General features: G+C 71.8%; 19 protein-coding genes and 1 pseudogene. 10 read left to right on the top strand and 10 right to left on the bottom strand.

Annotated features, from left to right (window positions below):
* Positions 1–23 precede the first annotated feature (23 nt).
* Together Aau02nite_RS41080 and Aau02nite_RS41075 are read right to left on the bottom strand one after the other, a co-directional pair.
* Entirely contained in the window at positions 24–578 is a 555-nt protein-coding gene (locus Aau02nite_RS41080; protein WP_212994073.1) for a hypothetical protein, read from the bottom strand.
* 73 nt (positions 579–651) lie between these two features.
* Positions 652–1,425, bottom strand: coding sequence for an enoyl-CoA hydratase/isomerase family protein (locus Aau02nite_RS41075; RefSeq protein WP_212994072.1), 774 nt, complete (start codon positions 1,423–1,425; stop codon positions 652–654).
* 87 nt (positions 1,426–1,512) lie between these two features.
* Between Aau02nite_RS41075 and Aau02nite_RS41070 the strand changes: the two genes are divergently transcribed.
* The 4 genes from Aau02nite_RS41070 to Aau02nite_RS41055 are packed head-to-tail and all read left to right on the top strand — an operon-like array spanning position 1,513 to position 3,841.
* The gene (locus Aau02nite_RS41070; RefSeq protein WP_212994071.1) at positions 1,513–1,977 is read left to right on the top strand and encodes a DUF6232 family protein; all 465 of its coding nucleotides are present in this window, start codon (positions 1,513–1,515) and stop codon (positions 1,975–1,977) included.
* A gap of 22 nt (positions 1,978–1,999) precedes the next feature.
* Positions 2,000–2,362, top strand: coding sequence for a DoxX family protein (locus Aau02nite_RS41065; protein WP_212994070.1), 363 nt, complete (start codon positions 2,000–2,002; stop codon positions 2,360–2,362).
* Positions 2,363–2,414: 52 nt separating this feature from the next.
* Positions 2,415–2,954, top strand: a complete 540-nt coding sequence (locus Aau02nite_RS41060; RefSeq protein ID WP_212994069.1) for a PAS domain-containing protein — start codon at positions 2,415–2,417, stop codon at positions 2,952–2,954.
* On the top strand, positions 2,954–3,841 hold the full coding sequence (locus Aau02nite_RS41055) for a methyl-accepting chemotaxis protein (RefSeq protein ID WP_246595829.1): 888 nt from the start codon (positions 2,954–2,956) through the stop codon (positions 3,839–3,841). The genes Aau02nite_RS41060 and Aau02nite_RS41055 overlap by 1 nt, the downstream gene beginning before the upstream one ends.
* Here the strand turns inward: Aau02nite_RS41055 and Aau02nite_RS41050 are convergent.
* The 3 genes from Aau02nite_RS41050 to Aau02nite_RS41040 are packed head-to-tail and all read right to left on the bottom strand — an operon-like array spanning position 3,838 to position 6,800.
* Positions 3,838–4,743 carry a ribokinase gene (locus Aau02nite_RS41050; protein WP_212994067.1) on the bottom strand — a complete coding sequence of 302 codons (906 nt, stop codon included), beginning with the start codon at positions 4,741–4,743 and terminating at the stop codon, positions 3,838–3,840. The two genes, Aau02nite_RS41055 and Aau02nite_RS41050, sit on opposite strands and share 4 nt — an antisense overlap.
* Positions 4,744–4,751: 8 nt before the next feature.
* Entirely contained in the window at positions 4,752–5,573 is an 822-nt protein-coding gene (locus tag Aau02nite_RS41045; protein WP_246595828.1) for an ABC transporter ATP-binding protein, read from the bottom strand.
* Positions 5,574–5,621: 48 nt separating this feature from the next.
* Complete coding sequence (locus tag Aau02nite_RS41040; protein WP_212994065.1) at positions 5,622–6,800, bottom strand: ROK family transcriptional regulator; 1,179 nt, start codon at positions 6,798–6,800, stop codon at positions 5,622–5,624.
* Between the two features lie 172 nt (positions 6,801–6,972).
* On the opposite strand from Aau02nite_RS41040, the gene Aau02nite_RS41035 reads away from it, so the two are divergent.
* The 4 genes from Aau02nite_RS41035 to Aau02nite_RS47025 all read left to right on the top strand — a co-directional run bounded on the left by Aau02nite_RS41035 (position 6,973) and on the right by Aau02nite_RS47025 (position 10,723).
* The gene (locus Aau02nite_RS41035; protein ID WP_212994064.1) at positions 6,973–8,430 is read left to right on the top strand and encodes a glycoside hydrolase family 3 protein; all 1,458 of its coding nucleotides are present in this window, start codon (positions 6,973–6,975) and stop codon (positions 8,428–8,430) included.
* 139 nt (positions 8,431–8,569) lie between these two features.
* Positions 8,570–9,208 carry a hypothetical protein gene (locus Aau02nite_RS47030; RefSeq protein ID WP_246595827.1) on the top strand — a complete coding sequence of 213 codons (639 nt, stop codon included), beginning with the start codon at positions 8,570–8,572 and terminating at the stop codon, positions 9,206–9,208.
* Positions 9,205–9,630 (top strand): thiol-disulfide oxidoreductase DCC family protein, encoded by a 426-nt coding sequence (locus Aau02nite_RS41025; RefSeq protein WP_212994063.1) that lies wholly within the window; start codon positions 9,205–9,207, stop codon positions 9,628–9,630. The genes Aau02nite_RS47030 and Aau02nite_RS41025 overlap by 4 nt, the downstream gene beginning before the upstream one ends.
* 64 nt (positions 9,631–9,694) lie before the next feature.
* Complete coding sequence (locus Aau02nite_RS47025) at positions 9,695–10,723, top strand: TetR family transcriptional regulator (protein ID WP_246595826.1); 1,029 nt, start codon at positions 9,695–9,697, stop codon at positions 10,721–10,723.
* Positions 10,724–11,415: 692 nt separating this feature from the next.
* Here Aau02nite_RS47025 and Aau02nite_RS41015 read toward each other — a convergent pair.
* Positions 11,416–12,021 carry a TetR/AcrR family transcriptional regulator C-terminal domain-containing protein gene (locus Aau02nite_RS41015; RefSeq protein WP_212994062.1) on the bottom strand — a complete coding sequence of 202 codons (606 nt, stop codon included), beginning with the start codon at positions 12,019–12,021 and terminating at the stop codon, positions 11,416–11,418.
* A 52-nt stretch (positions 12,022–12,073) separates the two neighbouring features.
* Between Aau02nite_RS41015 and Aau02nite_RS41010 the strand changes: the two genes are divergently transcribed.
* On the top strand, positions 12,074–12,865 hold the full coding sequence (locus tag Aau02nite_RS41010) for an alpha/beta fold hydrolase (protein ID WP_212994061.1): 792 nt from the start codon (positions 12,074–12,076) through the stop codon (positions 12,863–12,865).
* Between the two features lie 64 nt (positions 12,866–12,929).
* Here the strand turns inward: Aau02nite_RS41010 and Aau02nite_RS41005 are convergent, their stop codons facing one another.
* On the bottom strand, positions 12,930–17,894 hold the full coding sequence (locus tag Aau02nite_RS41005; protein ID WP_212994060.1) for an NAD-glutamate dehydrogenase: 4,965 nt from the start codon (positions 17,892–17,894) through the stop codon (positions 12,930–12,932).
* Between the two features lie 215 nt (positions 17,895–18,109).
* Between Aau02nite_RS41005 and Aau02nite_RS41000 the strand changes: the two genes are divergently transcribed.
* Positions 18,110–20,038 (top strand): penicillin-binding transpeptidase domain-containing protein, encoded by a 1,929-nt coding sequence (locus Aau02nite_RS41000; RefSeq protein WP_212994059.1) that lies wholly within the window; start codon positions 18,110–18,112, stop codon positions 20,036–20,038.
* Between the two features lie 1,801 nt (positions 20,039–21,839).
* Here the strand turns inward: Aau02nite_RS41000 and Aau02nite_RS40995 are convergent.
* The 3 genes and pseudogenes from Aau02nite_RS40995 to icmA form a co-directional block, all read right to left on the bottom strand.
* Positions 21,840–22,740 (bottom strand): annotated as a pseudogene (locus tag Aau02nite_RS40995) (arginase family protein); the annotation flags it as partial.
* Between the two features lie 19 nt (positions 22,741–22,759).
* On the bottom strand, positions 22,760–23,695 hold the full coding sequence (locus Aau02nite_RS40990; protein WP_212994058.1) for a tetratricopeptide repeat protein: 936 nt from the start codon (positions 23,693–23,695) through the stop codon (positions 22,760–22,762).
* 207 nt (positions 23,696–23,902) lie between these two features.
* Entirely contained in the window at positions 23,903–25,576 is a 1,674-nt protein-coding gene (gene icmA / locus Aau02nite_RS40985; RefSeq protein ID WP_212994057.1) for a coenzyme B12-dependent isobutyryl-CoA mutase large subunit, read from the bottom strand.
* Positions 25,577–25,708 lie beyond the last annotated feature (132 nt).

Raw genomic sequence — 25,708 nt, 5'->3', positions numbered from 1 at the left:
CAGCCGGGAAGTTGATGATCTCGCTACACGAGCCGCCAGCGCAGGTCGCCGTCGCGGTCCCGCTCGCAGCGCACGGCCTTGCCGTCGGCGGTCCGGCCGGTCGCGCCCCGCTCGTCGCAGGGCTCTTCGGCCACGGGGATCAGCGGGTCGTCCCCCGACACCGGGGACGACGGTGGCAGCAGGGCACGATCCGTCGGTGACGTGGTGGCGGTGGGCGGCGGCACGGGCGGCGGAGGCGTGACCGTCCGGGACGGGCTGACGGACCGGGTGGCGGTGCTGCGCACGGCCGCCGGGGCCGCCGGTGACGTCGGCCGCTCGGTGCGGGTCTGCTTCGTGGTGGCGGATCTCGGCCGCTCGGGCCGCTCGCTGGGCGACGGCGGCGGGCTCGTCCCCGGCACCACGAGCGGGGGCCCGGCGAGCTGCGGTTCCGCGGCCCGCGCACGGGGCGGCGTCTGGTCCTTACCGCCGAAGGTGACAAAACCGATGATCCCGCACAGCAGAGCCTGCCCGGTGACCAGGGCCACGGCGACGCGCACGGTGCGCCGGACCGAGGTCACGCGCACACCGGGCATCGTCACAGAGGGGAACTTTATGGCAACAGATCGATGGATGCGAGCTCTGCCGCAGCGTTTCCCGGTGGAGCCGGCGAGGTCAGCGACCGGTGAACTTCGGCTTGCGCTTCTCCACGAACGCCGCGGTGCCCTCGATCCGGTCGTCGGTGGCGAACAGCCCCGCGAAGAGCTGGCTCTCCCAGGCCAGACCCGAGGCCAGGTCGGTGCTCAGGCCGCCGTCGATCGCCAGCTTGGCGGCCCGCAGGGCCAGGGCCGGACCGTTCAGGTACGGCTTGAGCAGCTCGACCGCGCTCGCGTACACGTCGGCGGCGGGCACCACCCGGTCGGCGAGCCCGATCCGCAGGGCTTCCGCGGCGTCCACCATCCGGCCGGAGAACACCAGGTCCTTGGCCTTCGCCGGGCCGACGAGCCGGGCCAGCCGCTGGGTCCCGCCGGCGCCCGGGATGAGGCCCAGCCTGATCTCCGGCTGACCGAGCTTGGCGTCCTCGGCGACGACCCGCCAGTCGCAGGCCAGCGCCAGCTCACAACCGCCGCCCAGGGCGTAGCCGGTCACCGCGGCGACGACCGGCTTCGGGATCTTCGCCACCGCGTCGAAGGCACCGGACAGGGCGGCCGCCCGGACGGTCATCTCCTGGTACGTCGTCGTGGTGAACTCGGTGATGTCGGCGCCGGCGGCGAACACCTTCTCCCCGCCGTACACGATCACCGCCCGGATCTGCGCGTCCTCGGCCGCCTCCCGGGCCGCGTCCCGCAGCTCCTCCTGGACCTGCGTGTTCAGCGGGTTCATCGGGGGCCGGTCGAGCCGGATCGTGCCGATGCCGTCGCTCGTCTCGAGTCGTACGAACTCACCCACGCGCATGCCTCCCTAGCGATCGTTCAGTCACCGACAGCGTAAGGCCACGCTCGCGCGGGTAAGTAGCATGGAAGCCGAGGAGGGGCGATGATCACCTACTACCGCGATCCGGACGTGCTGGTCACGTCCACCGGGGTCCGCATGAGCGGGCGCGAGTACCGCCTCAGCGACTTCGCCCAGGTCTGGCACCGGCAGGGCCGCCGTTCGTGGAGCGCGGTCGCCGGGCGCGGTGTCCTCGGCATCGCGATGATCGTCCCGCTCGTGATCGGCGCCGTCGGTGTCCTGGTGGCCCTGGTCATCAACGCCTCCACGGCCGCCACCGTGGCGCTGATCGGCGGGGGCATCCTGATCGGCCTGGCCGCCGCGCCGCTGTCCGACATCCTGCTGGAGTTCGTCGACCGCTCGTACGACAAGGGCAGCCGCCGCCGGGAGATCTGGGCCCGGATCCGCGGCTCCGAGGTCCTCCTGCTGGACACCGACAACGCGCAGCGCTTCGGCCAGATCTACCGGGCCCTGCAGCGCGCCCTGGACCACGACGCCCTCGCCCACTGAGGTGCCCCCGATCAGGAGTGCCATGACCGACACCAGTGGCGCACTGCCGCTCGCCGGCCTGCTCGCCACCTCGGGGGTCCTGCACTTCCTCACGCCGAAGCCGTTCGACGCCATCGTGCCGCGCTCGCTGCCGGGCAGCCCGCGCACGTGGACCCTGCTCAGTGGCGCGGCCGAGCTGGCCGTCGCCGCCGCGGTCGCCCATCCCCGCACCCGCCGGCTCGGCGGGCTGGCCGCCGCCGGCCTCTTCGCAGCCGTGTTCCCGGCCAACGTCAAGATGGCCGTGGACTGGCAGGACGCCGCGCCGGTGCGGCGCGCGATCGCGTATGGACGGCTGCCGCTGCAGATTCCGCTGGTGCTCTGGGGACTGCGCGTGGCCCGGCGCTGATTCTCGCAATTCGCCCCGCGAAAGGCCGCCGGGCAGCGACGATACGAGAACCATGAAGGCCACCCAGGTACGACCGACCGGCGTGGAACGCACGCTCGGCGAAGATGAACTGATCGTCACGAAGACCGACCCGCGCGGCGTGCTGACGTACGCCAACGACGTCTTCCTGCGGCTGTCCGCGCTGGTCGAGGACGAGACCATCGGCAAGCCGCACAACATCATCCGGCATCCCGACATGCCGCGGGCGATCTTCAAGCTGCTCTGGGAAGCGCTCGGGCAGCGGCAGGAGGTCTTCGCGTACGTGGTCAACCTGGCCACCGACGGCGCCCACTACTGGGTGCTGGCGCATGTCACGCCGTCCTCGGACGCGCAGGGCCGGCTGGTCGGCTACCACTCCAGCCGGCGGCGCCCCGAGCCCGGCCCGGTCACCGCGATCAGCAAGATCTACGCCGAGCTGCGCGCCGAGGAACGCCGGCACGACAACTCGGCCGCCGGGCTGGACGCGTCGTGGGCCAAGCTCCAGGACATCCTGGGCTCCCGCAACCAGACATATGACGAATTTGTTTGGTCTCTCACGAACGGTGCGTACTAGTGCAGACCGATACGCTCCGCCTCATCACCGATGTCTGCGCCCGTGCCGCCGCCGGCGACTTCGAGGCCCGGCTGCCGTCCATCGGCGAGTCAGCGGAGGAGCAGGCTGCCCGCCACGCGTTCAACAGGCTGCTCGACAAGACCGACTCCTTCGTCCGGGAAGCCGGCGCGGCGCTCGGCGCGGCCGCCGAGGGGCGCTATCACCGGCGTTTCCTGCCGCGCGGCATGCAGGGGGCGTTCCGCGACGCGGCCGCCCGGATCGCCCAGTCCACCGATGAGATGAGCCGGTCCACGTCCCAGCTCGCCGAGGCCGCCCGGTCGCGGTCCGCCCTGGCCGACGAGCTCGAGAACGCCGTCCTCACGGTCTCCGAGCAGGTGGCGACGGCGGCGACCGAGATGGGCGCGTCGGCCAACGGGCTCGCGGACTTCGCGCGCGAGGCGGTCACCGGGGCCGAGCGCGGGGTCGAGACGGTCGGTTCTCTGCGGACGGCGTCCGAGCAGATCCGCAACGCGGTCGATCTGATCAACTCGGTGGCCTCGCAGACCCGCCTGCTGGCCCTCAACGCCACCATCGAGGCGGCCCGGGCCGGCGACGCCGGCCGCGGCTTCGCCGTCGTGGCCGGCGAGGTCAAGAACCTGGCCAACGAGACCAGCGAGTCCAGCTCGGCGATCCTGGGCCAGGTCAACACGGTGCAGCAGGCGGCGGCGGACGCGGTCAGCGTGCTGGAGGTCATCACCGGCAGCATCCGGGAGATGAGCGGCCTGGTGAACGGCATCGCGGCCGCCGTCGACGGCGGTCAGGACTCCGGTACGGCGGGACTGAGCCAGCTGGCCGAGGTGCTGCGCAGCGAGGTGCACCGCTTCGTGACGATGGCCCGCCAGTCCTAATAGTTCAGGGCGTAGAGGGCGTCGATCTCCGCGCGGCCGGGCAGGGCGTTGCTGGCGCCCACCTTGCGCACGCACGCCGCGCCGGCCGCGTTCGCCCAGCGCACCGCCTGCACCAGGTCCCGGCCTTCGCCCCAGGCGACCGCCAGCGCCCCGGTGAAGGCGTCACCGGCCGCGGTGGTGTCCGCCACGTCGACCCGGCAGGCCGGGATGCGCTCGTCGTGGCCGTCGCGGTCGGCGTACCAGGAACCGGCGCCGCCCAGGGTCAGCACGACCCGCGGCACCAGCGCCAGCAGCGCCGGCATGTCCGGCCCAGCCGACCCGGTGATCGCGATCGCCTCGCCCTCGTTGACCACCAGCAGGTCCACCGAGTCCAGCAGCTCCGGCGGCAGCTCGCGTGCCGGGGCCGCGTTCAGGATCACCCGGGTGTCGCCGGCCCGGGCCGCCTGCGCCGCCGCGACCACCGTGTCCAGCGGGATCTCCTGCTGGCACAGCAGCACGTCGCTGTCCGCGATCACCGCGGTCTCGGCGGCACTGAGCCCCGCGAAGGAGCTGTTCGCGCCGGGGCTCACGATGATCGAGTTCTCCCCCGCGTGGTCGACCATGATGACCGCGACGCCGGACACGCCGTAGCTGGTCCGCACGTGCGTGGTGTCCACCCCGGACGCGTTCAGCCGGGCCTTGATGGTCACGCCGAACGCGTCCGAGCCGATCGCCCCGAGCAGCGTGCACGTGCCACCCGCGCGGGCGGCGGCGATGGCCTGATTGGCCCCCTTGCCGCCCGGTGTCATGACGAAGTCGTCGCCGAGCACGGTCTCGCCCGGCGACGGCAGCCGCGGGGCCAGGCCGACGAGGTCCATGTTGGCGCTGCCGGCGACGACGATGCGCGGGGCGGAGTCGGTCATCGTCTGCCTCAGGCCGCCCGGGCCATGTACCGGTCGCCGGAGCGCTGGACCTGCAGCGGCAGGCCGAACGTCTTGGACAGGTTGGCGGCCGTCAGCGTCTCGCCGAGCAGGCCCGCGGCCACGACCGTGCCCTCGCGCAGCAGCATCGCGTGGGTGAAACCGGGCGGGATCTCCTCGACGTGATGGGTGACCAGCACCATCGCCGGGGCGTCCGGGTCCTCGGCCAGCTCGGTCAGCCGGCCGATCAGTTCCTCCCGGCCGCCCAGGTCCAGCCCCGCGGTGGGCTCGTCGAGCAGCATGAGCTCGGGATCGGTCATCAGCGCGCGGGCGATCTGGGTGCGCTTGCGCTCGCCCTCGGACAGGGTGCCGAACTCGCGCTCGATCAGAGCCCCCATGCCCAGCTGCTCCAGCAGCGCCCGGGCCCGCGCCTCGTCCTGCGGGTCGTAGCTCTCCCGCCAGCGGCCGACGACCGACCAGGCCGCGGTGACCACGACGTCGAGCACGCGTTCGGACGGCGGGATCTGGTCGGCGAACTGGCCGGTGGTCAGGCCGATCCGGGTACGCAGCTCGGTGACGTCCGTACGCCCCAGCCGCTCGCCGAGGATCCAGGCGGTGCCCCGGGACGGGTGCAGGCGTCCGGACGCGAGATTGAGCAGTGTCGTCTTCCCGGCGCCGTTGGGGCCCAGCACGACCCATCTCTCGTCCAGCTCGACCTGCCAGGAGAGCCCGCGCAGCAGGTAGCTGCCGCCGCGGATGACGCTCACCCGGTCGAAGGAGATGACGGTGTCTTCGTCAGGTGGGGTGGGGGTCGCAGTCGCTGCCTCGAGCACGCATCCATCCAACCATGCAGGCGCCGGGGCCCCGGACGCCGTGCCCGGTCAACCGGTGGTGGATCCGAAGACCTCGTCGCGGACGGACTCCAGCGCCGTCAGCAGCGCGCCGTTGAGGATCGGCTCGACGGCCACCTCGCTGACCACGACCTTCGGCGCGACCAGGGTGATCGCGGCGACCTCCTTCTCGACCCGCTCGGCCAGCGCCGGGCCGCCGGCCTGGCTGACCTCGCCGGCCAGCACCACGAGCGGCGGGTCCAGCACCACGCAGGTGGCCGCCACGCCGAGGGCCAGCCGGGCGGCCAGCTCGTCGAGCAGGGCCTCGCCTGCGGCGCCGGCCGCGACGGCGGCGCGGACAACGTCGGCGGACTCGTTGCCGCGGAAGCCGTACTTCTTGCCGATCGCCTTGGCTGCGTCGGAGGCGACCAGGGTCTGGAAGGCGCCCTTGGCGCCGCGCTTGGTCACGTCGCGGGGAATCTCGGCGCCGGCCACCGGCAGGTAACCGATCTCGCCGGCGGCACCGGTGCTGCCGTGGTGCAGGCGGCCACCGATCACGGTGGCCAGACCGACGCCCCGGCCGACCCAGATCAGCACGAAGTCGTCGACGCCCCGGGCCGCACCGACGTGCTGCTCGGCGATGGCCACCAGGTTGACGTCGTTGCCGAACACGACCGGGGTGCTCAGATCCTTGCGCAGCTCGGCGAGCAGGCCGCGGTGCCAGCGGGGCAGGTCGAAGGCGAACGAGACCTCGCTGGTCTTCGGGTCGACCAGACCGGGGGTGCCCAGCACCACCCGGCGCACGGACGCCATGTCGGTGCCGCCGCGGCCGGCCGCCTGGACCACAGCGCTGTGCACGGCCCGTACGGGATCGTCGCTGTCCTGGGTCGACTGCTCGCTGCGGCCCACCACCTCGCCGGTGATGTCCGCGCACGCGGCGATGACCCGGTCCGGCAGCACCTCGACGCCGATGACGTGGGCGCTACCGGGTGTGACGGCGTACAGCTGCGCATTGGGGCCGCGGCCGCCGGCCTGCTCACCCACCCGGCGCACCAGGCCCCGCTCCTCGAGCCGCTCGACCAGCTGGGAGGCGGTCACCTTGCTCAACCCGGTCATCTCGCCGAGCTGGGCGCGGGTCAGCGGACCCTTCGCGAGCAGCAACTCGAGCGCGGCACGGTCGTTGAGCGCCCGCAGCAGTCGCGGGGTACCCGGTAGGCGGGTGGCGGCCATAACTCGTCCCTTGGTATTTAGGATTGTTTCCTATTGCGGCGAGAGGAGCAGATCATGTAGCCGCAGCGTAACGGTCAGCGTGCACACTGGTTGCGCCGCGTACCCGATAGACATCTGACGATCATGCAGGCCACCCGGCCGGAAAACCAGAGCCGGGCCGAGGAAGGACACCATGGCGATCGATCCGGGACTCCGCCGCCTGGCCCTGCGTACGTTGCTCGCCGCCTTCCCGGGGACCAAGGCCCCGGAGTGGGCGGCCCGGCTGCTGACCGAGGGCCTGGCCGGGCACACCCTGTTCGGGACCAACGTCGCCGACCCGGCCCAGGTGGGCCTGCTGACGGCGGAGCTGCGCACGGTACGGCGGGACGCCCTGATCGCGATCGACGAGGAGGGCGGTGACGTCACCCGGATGGCGCACCGGACCGGGAGCCCGTACCCGGGCAACGCGGCCCTCGGCACGGTCGACGACCCGGACCTCACCCGCTCGGTCTATGCGGCCATCGGCACCGACCTGGCCGCCGCCGGGATCACCTTCGACCTGGCCCCGACGGTCGACGTCAACACGGCCGACGACAACCCGGTCATCGGCACCCGCTCGTTCGGCGCGGATCCGCTGCTGGTGGTCCGGCACGCGACCGCCGCGATCGAGGGGCTGCAGGCGGCCGGCGTCGCCGCCTGCGCGAAACACTTCCCGGGCCACGGCGCGACCACGGCCGACTCGCACCTGGAACTGCCCACGGTGGACGCCGGGCTGACCCTGCTGCGCCACCGCGACCTGCCCCCGTTCGCGGCGGCGGTGGCGGCGGGCACGCAGGCGATCATGACGGCGCACATCCGGGTGCCCGCGCTGACCGGCACCGGCCCGGCGACCTTCAGCCATGCCACCCTGACCGGCCTGCTCCGCGGCGAGTACGGCTTCCGCGGCGCCGTCGTCACGGACGCGCTGGAGATGAAGGGGGCCGCCCTGGCAGCGGGCGGCACCGGCGAGGCAGCGGTGCTGGCCCTCGCGGCGGGCGCCGACCTGCTCTGTATCGGCGCGCGGGTGAACCTGGAGCTGGTCGACCTGGTAGCGGCGGAGATCGTGGCCGGCGTCGGCGACGGCAGGCTCACCCTGAGCCGGCTGGAAGACGCCGCCGAACGCACAGCGGCGCTGGCCGGATGGACGCAGCGTCCGGCGACACCACCGCGGCACGACGCCGGCCTGGGCTATGCGGCGGCCCGCCGGGCGGTACGGGTCGAAGGCTCCCTCGTGGAGCTCGGCGCACCACTGGTGGTGCAGCTCGAGTCGGGCCACTCGATGGCGGAGGGCCGCGTCCCGTGGGGCCTGAAGCCGCACCTGGACGGCACCGAGCAGGTGTCGGTGGTGGCCGCGGACACGTCGGCGGAGGCGCTGGCCGAGCGGGCGGGCTCCCGGCCGATCGTGGTCGTCGGGCGACACACCCATCGAGCGCAGGCGGCGCGAGCGCTCATCGAGACTCTCGCCGCCCGTCATACTGTGGCGGTGGTGGAGATGGGCTGGCCGGCGAGCTGGCGGCCGATCGGGGCGCGAGCCTTCGTCACCACGTACGGCGCCAGCCACGCCAACGGCCGCGCCGCAGCGGAAGCCCTCGGGCTGACCGCGACGAGCTGAGGCACCCAGGACCGGGGCAGCGGCGGGCCGCCACCCGCCGCTGCCTCTCTTTGTGCCCCACATCTCCTTGAACGCGTTCAACTAAGGCCTTACGCTGATCACGACACCAGTTGAACGCGTTCAAGAAAGGCGGAGGGCCGTGGACCACAAGGTCTGGATGTACCTCGCCTACCTGATCGTCAGCATCGCGCTGACGGTCTGGGTGGCGACCACGCTGTCCCGCAACGGATTGGTCTTCCTGGAGGACGTCTTCGCCGACAGCCGCCTGGCCCGGGCGGTGAACCAGCTCCTGGTGATGGGCTTCTACCTGCTGAATCTCGGCTTCGTGGCGGTGGCGATGCGCTCGGACGCCCGGGTGCCGGACGCAGCCCGGGCACTGGAGACGCTGTCGTACAAGATCGGGTTTGTGCTGCTGGTGCTCGGGGTGCTGCATGTGTGCAACGTGTTCTTCCTCGGGCGGTATCGGCGGGGGCGGTTGCGGCAGCAGCAGGGGATGCCGCCTCTGCCGCCTGCTGGGCGGTTGCCGATGTATCCGCCGCCTGGAGGACCGCAGGGGCCGGGGGCGGGTGGCCACCCCGGCGGGGCGCGTGGGATGGGCGGACCTGGGGGTCCCGCCGGGGCCGGCGGTCCTGGTGCTGCTGGGCCCGGTGCTGCTGGACCCGGTGCTGCTGGGCCCGGTGCTGCCGGTCCCGGCCGGCTGGGATCTGTTGGTGCCGGTTCGGGGGATTGGCCTGGGCAGGGGATGGCGGGGCCTGTTCCGCCGCCCGCGCCGGCATGACGGGGACCACCGATCCGGCCGGTCAGGGGGCCGGCCGGGTCGGGTACTTCACCGTTCTCTACGACGAGGGCTGCCCCATCTGTCGCGCCGCGCACCGGTGGCTGGCGGGGCGGGCTCAGCTCGTACCGTTGCTCTTCGTGCCGGCCGGATCGGCGGAGGCCCGGCAGCGCTTCCCCGGGCTGGACCACGCCGCGACGCTGCGGGATCTGACCGTGATCACCGATGGTGGTCTGGTCTACGTCTCGGACGGGGCCTGGCTGGCCTGCCTGTGGGCGCTGGCGGACTACCGCGGGATGGCCGAGCGGCTGAGCTCGCCGCGGCTGCTGCCGACGGCGCGGCGCTTCATCGCCGCGGCCGCCGCCGTCCGCCAGTCGACGCGAACGGACGACTACGGTGACGTGTGTGACGACCAGTGCCGCTGACTCCGCCGCCGATGAGCCCGGCGCCGGCTCTCCGTCGCTTCCCGACAACTTGTCGCCTGAGCCGGTGACCGCGTCCGGCCCTGCGGCCAACACCGAGTCCTCCTCCGCTTCCAGGGCCAACGCCGAATCCCCGTCCCTCTCCGGGGCCAGCACCGAGTCCCCCTCCGTTTCCGAGGCCAACACCGAGTCCCCGTCCGTTTCCGGGGCCAACGCCGAGCCCCCCTCCGTTTCCGAGGCCAACACCGAGTCCCCGTCCGCCTCCGGGGCCAACGCCGAGCCCCCGTCCGTTTCCGGGGCCGACACCGGGTCCGCGGCCAAGGGGCGGACCGGGGCCGGGACGGCACCCAGTGGAGTCCCGGCCGAGGCGGCCCCCGGCACCGACGCCGACAGTGCCTCCGGTGGGAAGGCCGACGCAGCCGAGGAGAAGCCGCGACGGCCGCGAGGTGAGCAGACCCGGCAGCTGATCCTCGAGACCGCGCTGCGGTTGTTCCGGGAGCGCGGTTACACCGAGACCACCATGCGGGCCGTCGCCAAGGAGGCCGGGGTCGCGGTCGGGAACGCGTACTACTACTTCGACTCCAAGGAACACCTCATCCAGGGGTTCTACGACCGGAACCAGGCCGCGCACCGGGCCGCGGCCGAGGTCGTCCTCGCGAACGAGAAGGACTTCGCCGCCCGGCTACGCGGTGCGCTGCACGCCGGGATCGACGTCAACCAGCCGTACCACTCGTTCGCCGCCACGTTCTTCAAGACCGCCGCCGAGCCGTCGTCGCCGTTGAGCCCGTTCTCCCGGGAGTCCTCGCCCGCCCGGGAGGCCGCCATCGCGATCTTCCGTGATGTGGTCGACGGCTCCTCCGCGAAGCTCGACCCCGAGCTGCGCAAGGAACTGCCGGAGCTGCTGTGGCTCGGCTGGATGGGCGTGGTGCTCTTCTGGGTGTACGACCGCTCCCCCGATCAGCGCCGCACCCGGCGCCTCATCGACGGTGTCGTGCCGCTGGTCGACCGCCTGGTGGGCCTGTCCCGGCTGCGCGTGCTGCGCCCCGCCCTCCGGCAGGTCCTGGCCCTGCTCGACACGATCCGCCGCGACGACTGATCACTGTCCGCACGTTCGCCGTCCTTAACTCTCCGTCACCACCGCGTGAGCGGCGTGCGCTGTCGGGTGGTGGTTTCGGACCGGGCGGGCAGGTATAGCCGGATCTGTCGCCCGGGATCGGCCAACCGAACGGTCATATCGCACACCCAGTGCTTCCCCGGTGCACCGATCGCCACGTAGCGTCACTGCTGCAGGTGGATCTGGGGATGTCGCAGGGCTTCGAACCTCGGGACCGGTTCGAGACCACCCTGCGGCACGGATGGTGGGCCGGGCGCTCCGAGGGTTTCGGGAGCAATCATCGGGCGAGGCGCCCGGCTCACACTGCCGCCGGTCGGCAACGACGCGGGTGCAGGCTTCCGCCACCGGCCGGCAACGGCACAGGTGCGGGTATCTGCCTCCACCGCCGGCCCGGCAACGGCGCAAGTGCGGGCTTCCGCCTCCACCACCGGCCGGCAACGGCGCAGGTGCGGATTTCTGCCTCCACGGACCACGGGCGGGGCCCGCCGGTGGAGCCGGGCGACCAGAGACAGCGCGAGCATCGGATTGAGCAGGCCCGCCGCCGTTGAGCGGCAGGGCCGCCACAGTGCACGCGAAGCGATGACGGCCGCGGTGAAAGTCATGCGACGAGCTTGCCGGAAGTCGCACGTCGGGCGGGGTGCCCTGTGGACAACGTCGGGGCTGTGGATAACTCGCTAGGGGCGCAGGAGCGATTCCGTACCTTTGATGAGCGTCGTGAGGCCGTACTCGAAGACCTCGTCGCCGAGCGGGCTGCCGGATCGCAGGGCTGCGGCCAGGGTCGGCAGCTCGCTCAGATCCGGGCGTTCGGCGCGTTCGGCCAGGGTGGTCGCGACCGCCTGTTCCTGCAGGACGTGGCCGTTGATGTAGTGGCTCAGCGCGGTGATCGTGCGCAGGGCCTGCACCGGAGTGAAGCCGCGCTCGACCATCGCGGCGAGCTCCTGCTCGAAGTGGCGGACGGAGTCACCACCGCGTACGGCCCCGGAAACCACCCGGGCACCGTCGCGGCTGGCCAGGAGGGAGGCACGATACGAACGAGCACGCCGAGCCAGCCACTCCTGCCAGGGCTCGTCCGGGTGGGGCGGTGCCATCCCGGCGCGCAGGATGATCGCGTTCGCCATGCCGTCGAGCAGTTCCTGCTTGGTGCGGATGTGCCAGTACAGCGCCGGCGACTGGACGCCCAGCTCGGCGGCGAGCCGGCGCACGGTCAGGCCGTCCAGGCCGACCTCGTCGAGCAGCTTCAGCCCCGCCTCGATGAGCACCTCACGCGTCAAGCCCTTCACGACGTCACCTTAGCAGTGCTAAGTTTTCCTTAGCGGCGCTAAGGAGGAGTTCATGCGGGCACTGGCTGAGGACGGCACGGAAGCGCAAGCGGTGGACGAGGGCATCGGCACGCCGATCCTGGTGATCCACGGAGGCATGGGGGACCGCACGGTCTGGCAGCCGGTCACCGACCTGCTGCGGGGGCGCTTCCGGACGGTACGGCTGGAGCGCCGCCGCTACCGCATGGACCTGCCGGGGCCGGTGACGATGGCCCAGGAGGTCCAGCACGTCGCGGCGATCGCGGCGCAACTGGACCGCCCGGTGCTGGTCGGCCACTCGTCGGGAGGCGTGGTGGCGCTCGAGGCCCTGGTCGCGCACCCCGGGGCGTACGCGGGCGCGGTGCTCTACGAGCCGCCGGTGGTGACCGGCGCGCCGCTGAGCGACGACAAGCTGGCGGCGGCCCGCGCGGCGATCGCCCGGGACAAGCCGGGAAAGGCGTTGTCGATCTTCCTGCGGGACGTGGTCCGGATGCCGGCCCCGCTGGCCTGGCTGGCGGGCGTCATCGTCGGGCGGCACCCGGAGTACCGGCAGCGGGTGGCGCGGCAGCTGGACGACAACGACGCGATCGATGAGATGGGGGTGCGGCTGGCGGCCTACGCCCAGCTGAAAACGCCGATCCTGCTGCTCGGCGGGGACAAGTCACCGCGACACCTGGCGGAACGGCTGGACGCGCTCGAGCAGACCCTGCCCCATGCCCGTCGCCTCCTGCTGCACGGCCAGGGTCACAACGCCGAACGCCGCGCACCGGAGAGGGTGGCGAAGGCGATCGCCCGATTCATCGGCGAGGACGTCGCCCGCGGCTGACCCCCGCAGGAACCAGCTCCAGGCCGCGCCCCACCCCGGCCGGGTCGGGCGCGGCCACTACGCCTCAGACGGCCGACGAGGTCTTGACCAGGGTGCGGATCTGCCGCAGCAGCACGGACAACGCCGCCAGGTCGGCCGGTGCTTCCTCCACGTTGCCCATCGCGTTTCCGGTGCGGGCCATCGAGGCCGCGTTCACCTGCTCCCATTCCGCCAGACGGTCCTCCGGGGGGGCCGATGCCGGGGTCGACTGCAGGACCTCCGCCGTCAGGCCGGCCAGGGCCGCGTACAGGTCGTAGCGCAGCGCCATGCGGGCCAGGGTCTGCCAGCGGTCGCCACGCGGGAGGCGGGAGATGTGCGACAGCAGGACGTCGATCTGGAAGCGTTCCGAGATCACGAAGTAGACCTTCGCCACCTCGGTCGGGTCGTGGCCGGTCGCCCGGGCGGTTTCCAGGATGTCGAGCATGCCGAAGCCGTAGACCACCCGGGAGACGGCGTCGGCCAGCTGCTCCGGGATGCCGCGTTCCGTCAGGGTGGTCACGTGGCTCTCCAGGGAGCGGCGTTCCACGCCGATGACCACGGTGGGGAGCTGGGACAGCAGTGCCCGGACGCCCGGGCGCAGCCGGTCGATCTCGCCCGCCACGTCGATCGGCGAGCGGCGGTTGCTGACCAGCCAGCGGACCGCGCGGTCCAGCAGCCGCCGGGTCTCCAGGTAGACCAGCGTCTGGGTCGGCGTCGGCACCTCGTTGTCCAGCTGCTCCGCCGCCGCCCACAGGTCGGGCAGGCCGTAGACGTCGCGGACCACGACGTACGCGCGGATCACGTCCGCCGCCGAGGCGCCGCTCTCCTCCATCGCGCGGAAGACGAACGACGTGCCGCCGCGGTTGACCACCTCGTTGACCAGCGCCGTCGAGATGATCTCGCGGCGCAGCCGGTGGCCGGTCATCCGGGCCGCGTAGCGCTCGCGCAGCGGGGTGGGGAAATACCGGGCCAGGACGTCGTTGGTCCAGGCCTCGTCCACCAGGACGTCGGCGAGGACCTGGCGTTCGAGCGAGATCTTCACGTACGCGAGCAGCACCGCGAACTCCGGCGCGGTCAGCCCCTCACCGGCCTCGTAGCGCGCGGCCAGCTCCTTGTCGCTCGGCAGCGCCTCCAGCTCGCGGTTGAGCTGGCCGGACTGTTCGAGCGTGGTGAGCATCCGGCGGTGCACGGGCAGCAGCGAGTGGGCCTGCGACCGGGCACTGCCCAGCGCGGTGGCCTGCTCGTAGTTGTCCCGCAGGACCAGCGCGGCCACCTCGTCGGTCATCGCGGCCAGCAGCTCGTCGCGGTCCGGCAGGCTCAGCTCGCCGTCGGTCACCGCGCCGCCGAGCAGGATCTTGATGTTGACCTCGTGGTCGGAGCAGTCCACGCCGGCCGTGTTGTCGATGAAGTCGGTGAAGATCCGGCCACCGTGGCCGGCGCCGCTCTCGTCCGGCGGCCCGCCGACCCGGGCGTACTCGATCCGGCCGCGCTGGGTCAGGCCCAGGTTGCCGCCCTCGCCGACGACCTTGGCCCGTACCTCGTAGCCGTTGACCCGGATCGGGTCGTTGGCCTTGTCCCCCACCTCGGCGTGGGTCTCCGTGCTCGCCTTCACGTAGGTGCCGATGCCGCCGTTGAAGAGCAGGTCGACCGGCGCGGCCAGGATGGCGCGCATCAGCTCGGTGGGGCTCACGGCCGTCGCGTCGCCCAGCCCCAGCACCGCGCGGACCTGCGGGGTGACCGGGATGGATTTCGCCGTCCGGGGGTAGACCCCGCCGCCCTCGCTGATCAGTGAGGCGTCGTAGTCGGCCCACGACGAACGCGGCAGGTCGAAGAGCCGGCGGCGTTCGGCGTACGAGGTCGCGGCGTCCGGGTCCGGGTCGAGGAAGATGTGCCGGTGGTCGAAGGCGGCCACCAGCCGGATGTGCTCGCTGAGCAGCATCCCGTTACCGAAGACGTCGCCGGACATGTCGCCCACGCCGACCACGGTGAAGTCCTGCGACTGGGTGTCGACGCCCAGGTCGCGGAAGTGTTTCTTGACCGACTCCCACGCGCCGCGGGCGGTGATGCCCATCTTCTTGTGGTCGTAGCCGGCCGAGCCGCCCGAGGCGAACGCGTCACCCAGCCAGAAGTCCTTGCTCACCGAGATCTCGTTGGCGATGTCGGAGAACGTGGCCGTGCCCTTGTCCGCCGCGACCACCAGGTACGGGTCGTCACCGTCGTGGCGCACGACCTCCACCGGCGGCACGATCTTGCCGCTGTGGATGTTGTCCGTGACGTCCAGCAGCGCGCCGATGAACAGGCGGTAGCAGGCGACGGCCTCGTCGCGGTCGCCCGGCTTCTGCTTGAGCACGAAGCCACCCTTGGCGCCGACCGGCACGATCACCGCGTTCTTCACCATCTGCGCCTTGACCAGGCCGAGGACCTCGGTGCGGAAGTCCTCGCGGCGGTCCGACCAGCGCAGGCCGCCGCGCGCGACCGCGCCGAAGCGCAGGTGCACCCCCTCGAAGCGGGGCGAGTACACGAAGATCTCGTACTTCGGCCGGGGCGCCGGCAGGTCCGGGATGGCCTGCGGGTCGAGCTTGAACGCCACGTACGACTTCGGCCGCGAGTCGGCGCCGCGCTGGAAGAAGCTCGTGCGCAGGGTGGCCTGGATGAGCGTCAGGTACGAGCGCAGGATGCGGTCCTGATCCAGGCTGTCGACGCCGTCCAGCAGGGTGGTGATCTGCTCGGCCAGCTCGTCGCCGCGCCGCGCCCGCTCCTCCTCGACCAGCTCCAGCCGCGGTGAGAACCGCGCCTCGAACAGCTGCACCAGCAGGCGGGCGATCTCCGGATAGGCGATGAACGTGGACTCGACGTAGCGCTGGGAGAAGACGTTGCCGGTCTGCCGCTGATATTTCGCGTACGCCCGCAGCACCACCACCTGCCGCCAGGTCAGCCCGGCGCGCAGCACCAGCTCGTTGAAGCCGTCCACCTCGGCCTCGCCCCGCCACGCCGCCGCGAAGGCGTTCTCCACCTGCGGGCGCACCTCGGAGAGCTCCCGGTGCGCGGCCGGCGGCAGCAGACCGAAGTCGTACAGGTAGACGGTGCCGTCGGGGCGGCGCACCTCGTACGGCCGCTCGTCGACGACCTGGGCGCCCAGGGAGTGCAGCACCGGCAGGACGGCGGAGAGCATCATCGGCTCGCCGTACCGGAAGACCTTGAACCGCACGTCGGCGTCGTCGGGCTCGGTGTTGCCGTCGCGGTTGAGGTGGCGTTTGCGGTAGAGGTGCATCTCCAGCTGGCCGGTCTCCTCCAGCAGCTCCAGCTTGGCGATGTCCTGGACTGCCTCGTACGGAGTGTGGCCGTCCTTGTAACTGTCCGGGAACGCGGCCGCGTACCGACCGAAGAGGTCCTTGGCCGGCTCCTCGCCCAGCTTGCGCTCGAGCACCAGGGAGAAGTCGTCGTCCCACATCCGGGTCGCGTCGGCGAGCAGCTCGGCCAGCACGTTCGGGTCGACCGCGCCGGGCGGGTCGGCCGGGTCGGTGCGCACGATGAAGTGCACCCGCGCGAGCATCCGCTCGGTCACCCGGGTCGTGTAGTCGACGCCGATGCCGTTGAGCTCGCGCAGCAGGATCTCCTGCATGGCCTGGCGGTTGCTGGTGGTGAACCGGTCCCGCGGCAGGTAGATCAGGCAGGAGATGAAGCGGCCGTACCCGTCGCGGCGCAGGAACAACCGCAGCTGCCGGCGGCCGGCCATCCGCAGCACTCCGACGACCGCCTCGTACAGATCATCGGTCTTGATCTGGAAGAGCTCGTCCCGCGGATAGGTCTCCAGGATCTGCAGCAGGTCCTTGCCGGAGTGCCCGCGCGGCGAGAGCCCGGAGCGGTCCAGCACCTCCATCACCTTGCGGCGCACCACGGGCAGCTCCCGCACGCTGGTGCGGTAGGCCGAGCTGGAGAACAGGCCCAGGAACCGGCGCTCGCCGACGACCTCGCCGGAGTCGTTGAAGACCTTGACGCCGATGTAGTCCAGGTAGGCCGAGCGGTGCACGGTGGCCCGGGAGTTGGCCTTGGTGATCACCAGCAGGCGCTTCTCCAGGGCGCGGCGGTGCGCCTCCGGGGCCATCGAGGACAGCTTGCGGGGGGTGCTGTTGTCACCGCGCAGGATGCCGAGGCCGGTGCCCGGTACGGCGGTCAGCACGTCGCCCTCGAGCTGGTACTCGCGGTAGCCGAGGAAGGTGAAGTGGTCGTGGGCGAGCCACTTGAGCAGCTCGATGGTGTCGGTGACGTCCTTGTCCGGCACCGGCAGCTTGCGGTCGGAGCCGCGCGCCGCCGCGAGCTCGTCGGCGATGACCACCGAGCGCTGACGCATCCGGGGCCAGTCGTCGACGGCGTCGCGCACGTCGGTCAGCACCCGGCACAGCTCCTGGTGCAGCTGGGCGCGGGCCTCGGCGTTGCGGACCGGGTCGATCTCGACCCGGATCCAGCTCTCCACCAGGTCGCCGTCGATCGCGTCGTCGGGCTCCACGTCGGCCTCGAGCTGGGTCAGCTCGCCGTCGGGACCGCGCCGCACCACGATCAGCGGGTGCACCAGCAGGTGCACGTCGAGCTGGTGGGCGACGAGCAGGGCGGTGACCGAGTCGACCAGGAACGGCATGTCGTCCGTCACGATCGACAACACGGTGTGCGGCTGCCGGTCGGTCGGCGCGCTGATGTCCAGCCGCAGCTCGCCGGGGCGGCGGGTGCGGGCCAGCTCCCGGTGGGCGAGCGCTGCCGCATGCATCTCGGTGGGGGTGTAACCCACCAGCTCCTCGTCGGGAGCGAACCGCCAGAAGCGGCCCACCAGCGACGCCGCGGTGTGATCCTCCCCCGCGAGCTCCACCGCCTGCGCCACCAGGCGCTCGGCGTTGGGCAGCGGCTCGTCGAGCTCATCGTCCGACGTCCCCAGCCGGCCCGTCAGGGCCAGCCCGGGGCCGGGCCCGAAGTCCAGCTCGGGATCGGATTCGATCGCTGCCTCATCGGCGACGGCCATGACCTAGGGCTCCCCTCACCCACGACGTTGTGGGTTCGACGTGTCGGGCATCAGCCTAGAACGTCCCCCTGACAACCCGGGCCACACCCGGGGTGCGCGGAAGAGATCCGACACCCGAATTTGATACATCTCACCCACCACGGGTCAACGTGCCGGCCCGACTCCGGTTACCGTTCCGTAGGTTTCCCGAATCGAGTCGAGGGAAGGGTGGCATCATGCGCGGCACCGGACGTGCTGGTCGGATCGTGGCCGCCATGGCCGGCCTGCTGTTGGTCACTGGCGGCATGGCCGCATGCTCAGGCTCGGACGGCCCCGGTGACACCCTCGGCACGTTCCTCAAGGGCTGGCGTGACGGCGACCTGAGCAAAACCGGTTTCGTCACCGCCGACGGTTCCAAGATCTCGGCGAACGACGTCTTCACCCAGCTGCAGGGGCTCGCCGGTGACCTGAAGAAGTCGTCGCTGCTGCTCTCGGCCGAGGGCGATCCCAAGGAGACCGGCGACATCGCCTCGGCCCCGGTGAAGCTGGACTGGACGCTGCCGGGCGGCGGCTCCTGGTCGTACCAGAGCACGGTGCGGCTCACCAAGCGCAACGCCGACGGCTGGCGGGTGATCTGGGAGCCGGCCATCGTGCACAGCGAGCTGACCGCCGGCGACCAGCTCGAACTGCGCCGCAAGACAGCCGACCGGGCCGACGTGCTCGGCGCCGACGGCAAGCCGATCGTCACCCAGCGGCCGGTCGTCACGGTCGGGGTGACCCCCAACCGGATCACCGACCAGGCAGCGCTCTTCAAGGAGCTCGGCAAGCTCTTCAAGTCGATCAACGTGACCGTCGACTTCAAGCAGCTCGGGGAACGCGTCGAGAACGCCACCGACGACGGCGCTTTCATCGACATCGTCACCCTCCGGCGGCCCGACTACGACAAGATCCGCGATCGGGTACGCGCCCTCGCCGGCACCGTCTTCGAGGAGGGCCAGCGTGAGCTCGCCCCCACCCGGCCGTTCGCCCGCGCCCTGCTCGGCCTGGTCGAGCCCGCGACCCGCGACGACCTGGACGCCAACCCCGAGGCGCTGCGGGAGAACGACCAGGTCGGCCACGGCGGCCTCCAGCAGCGGTACGACGCCCAGCTGCGCGGCACCCCCGGCCAGTCCGTGGTGATCGCCCGCCGGACCCCGGACGACCAGGTCGAGGACTCGCAGCTGTTCAGCATCGAGCCGGTCGCCGGCAAGCCGATCAAGACGACCCTGGACGTAACGACGCAGAACGCGGCCGACGCCGCGGTGGCGAAGGAGAAGCAGCCCAGCGCACTGGTGGCGATCCGGATCAGCGACTCCAGCATCGTCGCGGTCGCCAACGGCCCGGAGGGCGCGGGCGTCAACACCGCGATGACCGGCCAGGTCCCGCCGGGTTCCACCTTCAAGATGGTCTCGACGCTGGGCCTGCTCGACAAGAAGGCGGTCACCCTCGACGGCAAGGTGGACTGCCCGAAGACCAAGGCGGTCAGCGGCCGCTCGTTCAAGAACTCGCACAACATGGTCCTCGGCTCGGTCCCGTTCCGCGTCGACTTCGCGAAGTCGTGCAACACCGCGTTCGTCAACCTGGCCCCGAAGCTGGGCGCCGCCGGCCTGCAGGACGCCGCGACGAAGCTCGGCCTCGGCGTCAAGTGGGACCTCGGCGCGGACGCGTTCAGCGGCAAGATCTCCCCGGCGAACACCCCCACCGAGCTGGCCGCGGCCACCTTCGGCCAAGGCGCGACAGCGGTCAGCCCGCTGGCGATGGCCGGCGCCACCGCGGCGGTCGCCCGCGGACAGTTCGTCCAGCCGAAGCTCGTGACGGAGCCGGCCGCTGCCAGCCCAGCGGCCGACGGCCCGAAACTGGCCGCGTCGTCGATCCAGCCGCTGCACACGATGATGCGCGAGGTCGTCACGGAGGGCACGGCGACGGACCTGACCGACGTGCCGGGCAAGCCGGTGTCGGGCAAGACGGGTACGGCGGAGTTCAAGGACGGCGAGGAGGAAACTCACGCCTGGTTCGTGGGCTGGCAGGGTGACATCGCGTTCGCGGTGATGGTGGAGAAGGGCGGGGCCGGCGCGGAGGCAGCAGTGCCGATCGCGGCCCGTTTCCTGACCGCACTGAACAAGTAACGCGGACGCCCGGCCACGCTCAACGGGTAGCGAACCAGGCTGGGCCGCGCGCTGCCCGGGTAGCGACCGGGATGGGTCGCGTTGGGCAAGGAGCGACCGGTCCGGGCGGGCGCTTCAGGTGGCCGGGTTCAGCCGAGGTCGGCCGGTTGTTCGGGGCCGACCTCGAACGCTGGGCGTTGCACCGGGAGGGTGAAGTCCTCGATCGGGCGTGGGCGCAGCATGCCGGGCATGGTCGCGGGTAGCGGCTTGGAGTCCAGCAGAGGCGCGGAGCCGAGCGGCCGGATCGGCGCGGGCTCGGTGTGCGGCCCTTCGACCTCGTCGGCCTTATCGGTTCCGTCGGTCTCGTCGGTCTTGTCGGTCTCGTCGGCTTTGTCGAAGGCTGGCTTGTCGGCGTGCTCCTCGGACCGGTCAGCGTCTGGCTGGGCGGATTCCTCGCCCCTGGAGTCCGGCTCCGGAGTGGAGTCACGGTCGGACTCAACATCGTGATCGGACGCGGCATCGCGGTCCGACCCGAGATCGCGGTCGGACCCGAGATCCCGGTCCGACCCGAGATCGCGGTCGGCCGCGGAGTCGCCGTCGAGCGTAGATTCGAGCTCCGCAGTCGGCTCGTGATCCGGTTCTTCGAAGGAGTCGACGTCATCGTGGGCGGCGGCCGGATCGAGGGCGGATTCGACCGGGTCCGCCGGCGCTGACGACTCGACGTCCTCGGCCTCCGCGGTCACCGCCGGCTCAGCGTCGCCGGTGACGGCCACGGCCAACTCGGCCGCGGGCACGGCGTCGGCGTCGGCGTCGGCGTCGGCGTCGGCGTCGGCGTCGGCGTCGGCGTTATCAAACGCGCTGGCTTCAGCCTGGCCATCGCCGGGCGCGGCGTTCGCGGCAACCCTCGATTCGTCGGTGCTCGTGTCATCCCGTTCATCCGGCTCCGCGAAGGGCGACGCCAGCTCCGGGCCGTCGACCGGATCCGCGAAGGGCGAGGCCGACTCCGGGCCGTCGACCGGGTCACCGAAAGACGACCCCGGCTCCGAGCCGTCATCCAGGTCAGCGAAAGGCGACGCCAGCTCCGGGCCGTCATCCGGGTCAGCGAAAGGCGAGGCAGCGACCTGGTCATCCCCGTGCCCCGGGTCGGGCACGCCACCATCCTCAGCGCGGGACGAGGCACTGGGCGAGCCCTCGCCAGACCCCGCGTAGGACGCGACATCCCCATCGTCCGGCTCGAGGCCGAGCGCAGAAGAGTCCTCCAGGTCGGGGCGGTAGGCGCCGTCCGGGTCGGCCCGTCGCGACAGAGCCTCGAACTCAGCCCGATCCGAAGCCGCTTCGGCCTCGGCCGCGGTGAAGGCCGGCACCGCACCGGCTTCCTCGACCCCCAGCAGGGTGGTCGCCGGCACCGCGGACTCCTCCGGATCTCCCGACGATCCTCCGCTCGACATCGCCGCTGCCGCCGCCCGGACGTCGTCGCCGGCCGCCGCGGCTCGCCGAGCCTCGACCGGATCCTGCTCCTCCGCGGCCCGGGCCGCCGGAGCACCCCGCTGCCCCGGAGCCAACTGCCCCGGACCCAGCGGACCGGGATCGAGCCGCCCAGGACCGACCGGACCAGGATCAGACCGACCGGGACCGAGTGGACCAGAATCGGACCGTCCAGGACCAACCGGACCAGGACCGGGATCAGACCGTCCAGGACCAAGCGGACCAAGCGGACCAGGACCGGGATCGGCCCGCCCCGACCGGCCCGGGCCCAGACGACCGGGACCGGCCAGATCCCGGCGGGCCGCGACCAGATCCGGACGCGCATCAACCAGCTGCGCCGGCTTCAGCCCCGCCACGATCGCCGAGGTGATCTCCTCCGCGTACTTGCCGTCCGGGTCGTAGTCCGGGTCGAAGACCGTGATCTCCACGCCCAGGCAGTGCGGCGACTCCACCAGCCCGGCCAGCAGGATCTCCAGCTCCGGGAACGCGATCCCACCCGGCTCCGGCGCGTCCACCGCCGGCATCACCGCCGGGTCCAGGACGTCCACGTCGATGTGCACCCAGTAGCCCGCGCAGTCCACCAGCTGGTCGCGGGCCCACTGCGCGCTGCGGGCCGCGCCCTCGACGCGCAGGGTCGGGACCGGGCGGGTCACGATGCCTGCCGCCTGTAGGTCGAGGCGGTACTCGTCCTGGGCGCGGATGCCCATCACCACCACGTCGATGTCGCGGTAGTACGGGCGCCGGCCCTCCATCGCCGCCAGGTCGGTCTGGCCCCGGCCGGTGACCAGGGCCAGGTCCTCGCCCGCCGCCGCGCCCACGTAGGACGCGTTGCCGGGGTGGCGGAAGTCCGAGTGGCCGTCCACGAAGACCAGGCCGATGCGGCCGCCGACCGCTTCGCCGAGGCGGTGCATGGCCAGCGCCGAGCCCAGCACGATCGAGCAGTCGCCGCCCAGCACCACCGGGAACTCGCCCTGGTCGAGGATGGCGCCGATCCGGTCGGCCAGCTTGCGGGAGTACGCCGAGATCTCCGGCGCGTGGCACACCCCGTCGCCGGGCCGCCAGTCGCCCGGGTCGTACCGGGGCGGGGTCAGGCAGCCGGCGTCGCGGGCGTTGAGCCGGCGCAGCAGGCCGTGGTCGCGCAGGGCTCCGGGCGCCTTGGCACAGCCCGGCACCGACGTCGCGGTCGGCGGGCGCAGGCCGAGGTTGGACGGTGCGTCGAGCACGGCGATGCGGCGCATGGAGCCCCCGTACCTTGTCCTAGAAGAGCGCGCGGGCCAGCGCGCGCCGCGCGCTCGCCACAGCCGGGTCGTCGGGTCCGGCCACGTTGAAGAGTGACAGCAGATGCTTGCGTACGCTGTCCCGCTCCTCGCCGCTGGACCGCCGCACCGCCGCGACCAGCCGCTCGTACGCCTCGGGGGCCTGTCCGCTCAGGACCTCGATGTCCGCGGCCAGCTGCTGCGCGGCCACGTCGTCGGGGTCGGCGGCGGCCTTGGCCAGAGCCTTCTCGGCGTCCACGCCGGTGACCCGGCGGTAGAGCTCCACCTGTGCCAGGCCGGACTCCGCCGCGTGGTCCTGCGGCGACTCGGCCAGGATCTTGCGGTACGCCGCCTCGGCCGCGTCCAGGTCACCGGTCATCATGGCGTCGTCGGCCGCGTCGAGCCGCGGGTCCTCCGGGGCGGCGACCTCGACGCCGCCGGCCTTGAGCACCGCGTCGATGTACTGCCGGATCTGCGCCTCGGGCAGCACGCCGGTGAAACCCTCGACGAGCTGGCCGCCGACGACCGCGATCACCATCGGGATGCCCTGCACGCGCAGCGCCTGGGCGAGCCGCGGGTTGGTGTCCACGTCGACCTTGCCGAGCACCCAGCTGCCGCCGCCCTCGGCCGCGAGCTTCTCCAGGATCGGGGAGAGCTGCTTGCACGGCTCGCACCACTCGGCCCAGAAGTCCAGGATCACCGGGGTGGTCATGGACAGTTCGAGGACGGTCGTCTGGAAGTTCGCTTCGGTGACGTCGATGATCGCGGGCGGCGCACCCCCCGGCTGCGGGGCGGCGGCGGGACTGACGGCCGGGCTCGTGGCCGGGCCGGCGGGGCCGGCGGGGCCCGCGGGCGCGGGCTTGCTCGCGGGGCGCAGTGCACCGAGATCGACCGCGCCGCGGGTGAAGATCGACGGAGTGGTCCGTGGGTCGCTCATGGTTACCTAGTCTCGCACGCGCGGCGGACTGTTCGCCGCGCCGCCGGGCTGGCGATATCGGACGTCACAGCAGGTGTGCCCGATCGCCGGTGAGCTGCGTCTCGTCGGGGCGGCGCACCCCGGTCAGCTGCGGCGACGCCGACCGCGGCCGGGCGGTCGCGAACTGCACCCGGATGTCTGCTTTCCGCGACCGGAAGGCGGCGGGCTCTAGAAGCGGGCGGGCTCGCGGTAGCTGCCCCACTCCCCCTTGAGCGCCGCGCAGATCTCGCCCAGGGTGGCCTCCGCGCGGGCCGCGTCGAGCATCGCGGGGATCATGTTCTCCGTCGTCCGCGAGACCGCCACGAGCCGGTCCAGCGCCTGCTGGGTGCGTACCGGATCGCGGCCGGCCTTGCGCGCGGTCAGCGCGCGCTTCTGCTCGATCTCGACCTCGTGCGAGACCCGCATGATCTCCAGGTCCTTGGCCACCGTGCCGGTGTGCACGTTGACACCGACGATCCGCTTCTCGCCCTTCTCCAGGGCCTGCTGGTAGACGAAGGCCGCCTCGGCGATGTTGCCGGTGAACCAGCCGTCCTCGATCCCGCGCAGGATGCCGGCCGTCATGCTGCCGTCGTGGCCCAGCTCCCGGATGCGGGCGAAGATCTCCTCGGCCTCCGCCTCGATACGGTCGGTGAGCGCCTCGAGGTACCAGGAGCCGCCGAGCGGGTCGGCCACGTTGGTCACCCCGGTCTCCTCCATCAGCACCTGCTGGGTCCGCAGGGCGATCTCGGCCGACTCGTCCGTGGGCAGGGCCAGGGTCTCGTCGAGGGCGTTGGTGTGCAGTGAGTTGGTGCCGCCCAGGATCGCGGCGAGCGCCTCCACCGCCGTACGCACGACGTTGTTGACCGGCTGCTGAGCGGTCAGGGAGACCCCGGCCGTCTGGGTGTGGAACTTCAGCCAGAGCGCCTTGGAACTGGTGGCGCCGTAGTCGTCGCGCAGGTGCCGGGCCCAGATCCGGCGGGCGGCGCGGAACTTGGCGATCTCCTCGAAGAAGTCGACGTGCGCGTCGAAGAAGAAGCTCAGGCCGGGGGCGAAGGTGTTGACGTCCAGGCCGCGGGACAGGCCCAGCTCGACGTAGCCGAAACCGTCGGCCAGCGTGTACGCCAGCTCCTGCGCGGCGGTCGAGCCGGCCTCGCGGATGTGGTAGCCGGAGACGCTGAGCGGCTTGTACTTCGGGATCTCGGCCGCGCAGTACTCCATCAGGTCACCGATCAGGCGCAGGTGCGGCTCCGGCGCGAACAGCCACTCCTTCTGCGCGATGTACTCCTTGAAGATGTCGGTCTGCAGGGTGCCGTCGAGCTTGCCGATGTCGGCGCCCTGCCGCTCGGCGGCGACCAGGTACATCACGAAGATCGGCACGGCCGGCCCGGAGATGGTCATGCTGGTGGTCGTCTGCTGCAGGTCGATGCCGTCGAACAGCACCTCCATGTCGGCGGCCGAGTCGATCGCCACCCCGCAGTGGCCCACCTCGCCGAGGGACTCCGGCTCGTCGGAGTCGCGGCCCATCAGCGTCGGCATGTCGAACGCCACGCTCAGCCCGCCGCCACCGGCGGCGAGGATCATCTTGTACCGCTCGTTGGTCTGCTGCGCGTTGCCGAACCCCGCGAACTGGCGGATGGTCCAGGTGCGTCCGCGGTAGCCGGTCGGATACAGACCCCGGGTGTACGGGAACTCGCCCGGCCAGCCGATCCGCTCGAAATCCGCGTAGCTGTCACCGTCGGCCGGCCCGTACACGGGCTCGACGGGCATCCCGGACAACGTGGTGAAGTCTGCGTCCCGCTTACGGGCGGCGTCGTAGCGCTGCTGCCAGCGCTCCCGGCCGGCGGCGATGTCGGCTGCGTCCATGCCGCACATCGTAGGCCCAAAGCTGAACGATCGCTAAGGACTCTGGGTCACAGGTCTCACCGAAGCTATGACGTTTTCAGCATGTTCACAGCATGTGCAGAAATCGATATATCTACAGGTGTGGCTACCGCC

The organism is Actinoplanes auranticolor (genome assembly GCF_018332655.1).
Lineage (GTDB): Bacteria > Actinomycetota > Actinomycetes > Mycobacteriales > Micromonosporaceae > Actinoplanes > Actinoplanes auranticolor.
The sequence above is the reverse complement of the archived record's forward strand: the minus strand, read 5'-3'. Positions and strand labels throughout refer to the sequence as shown.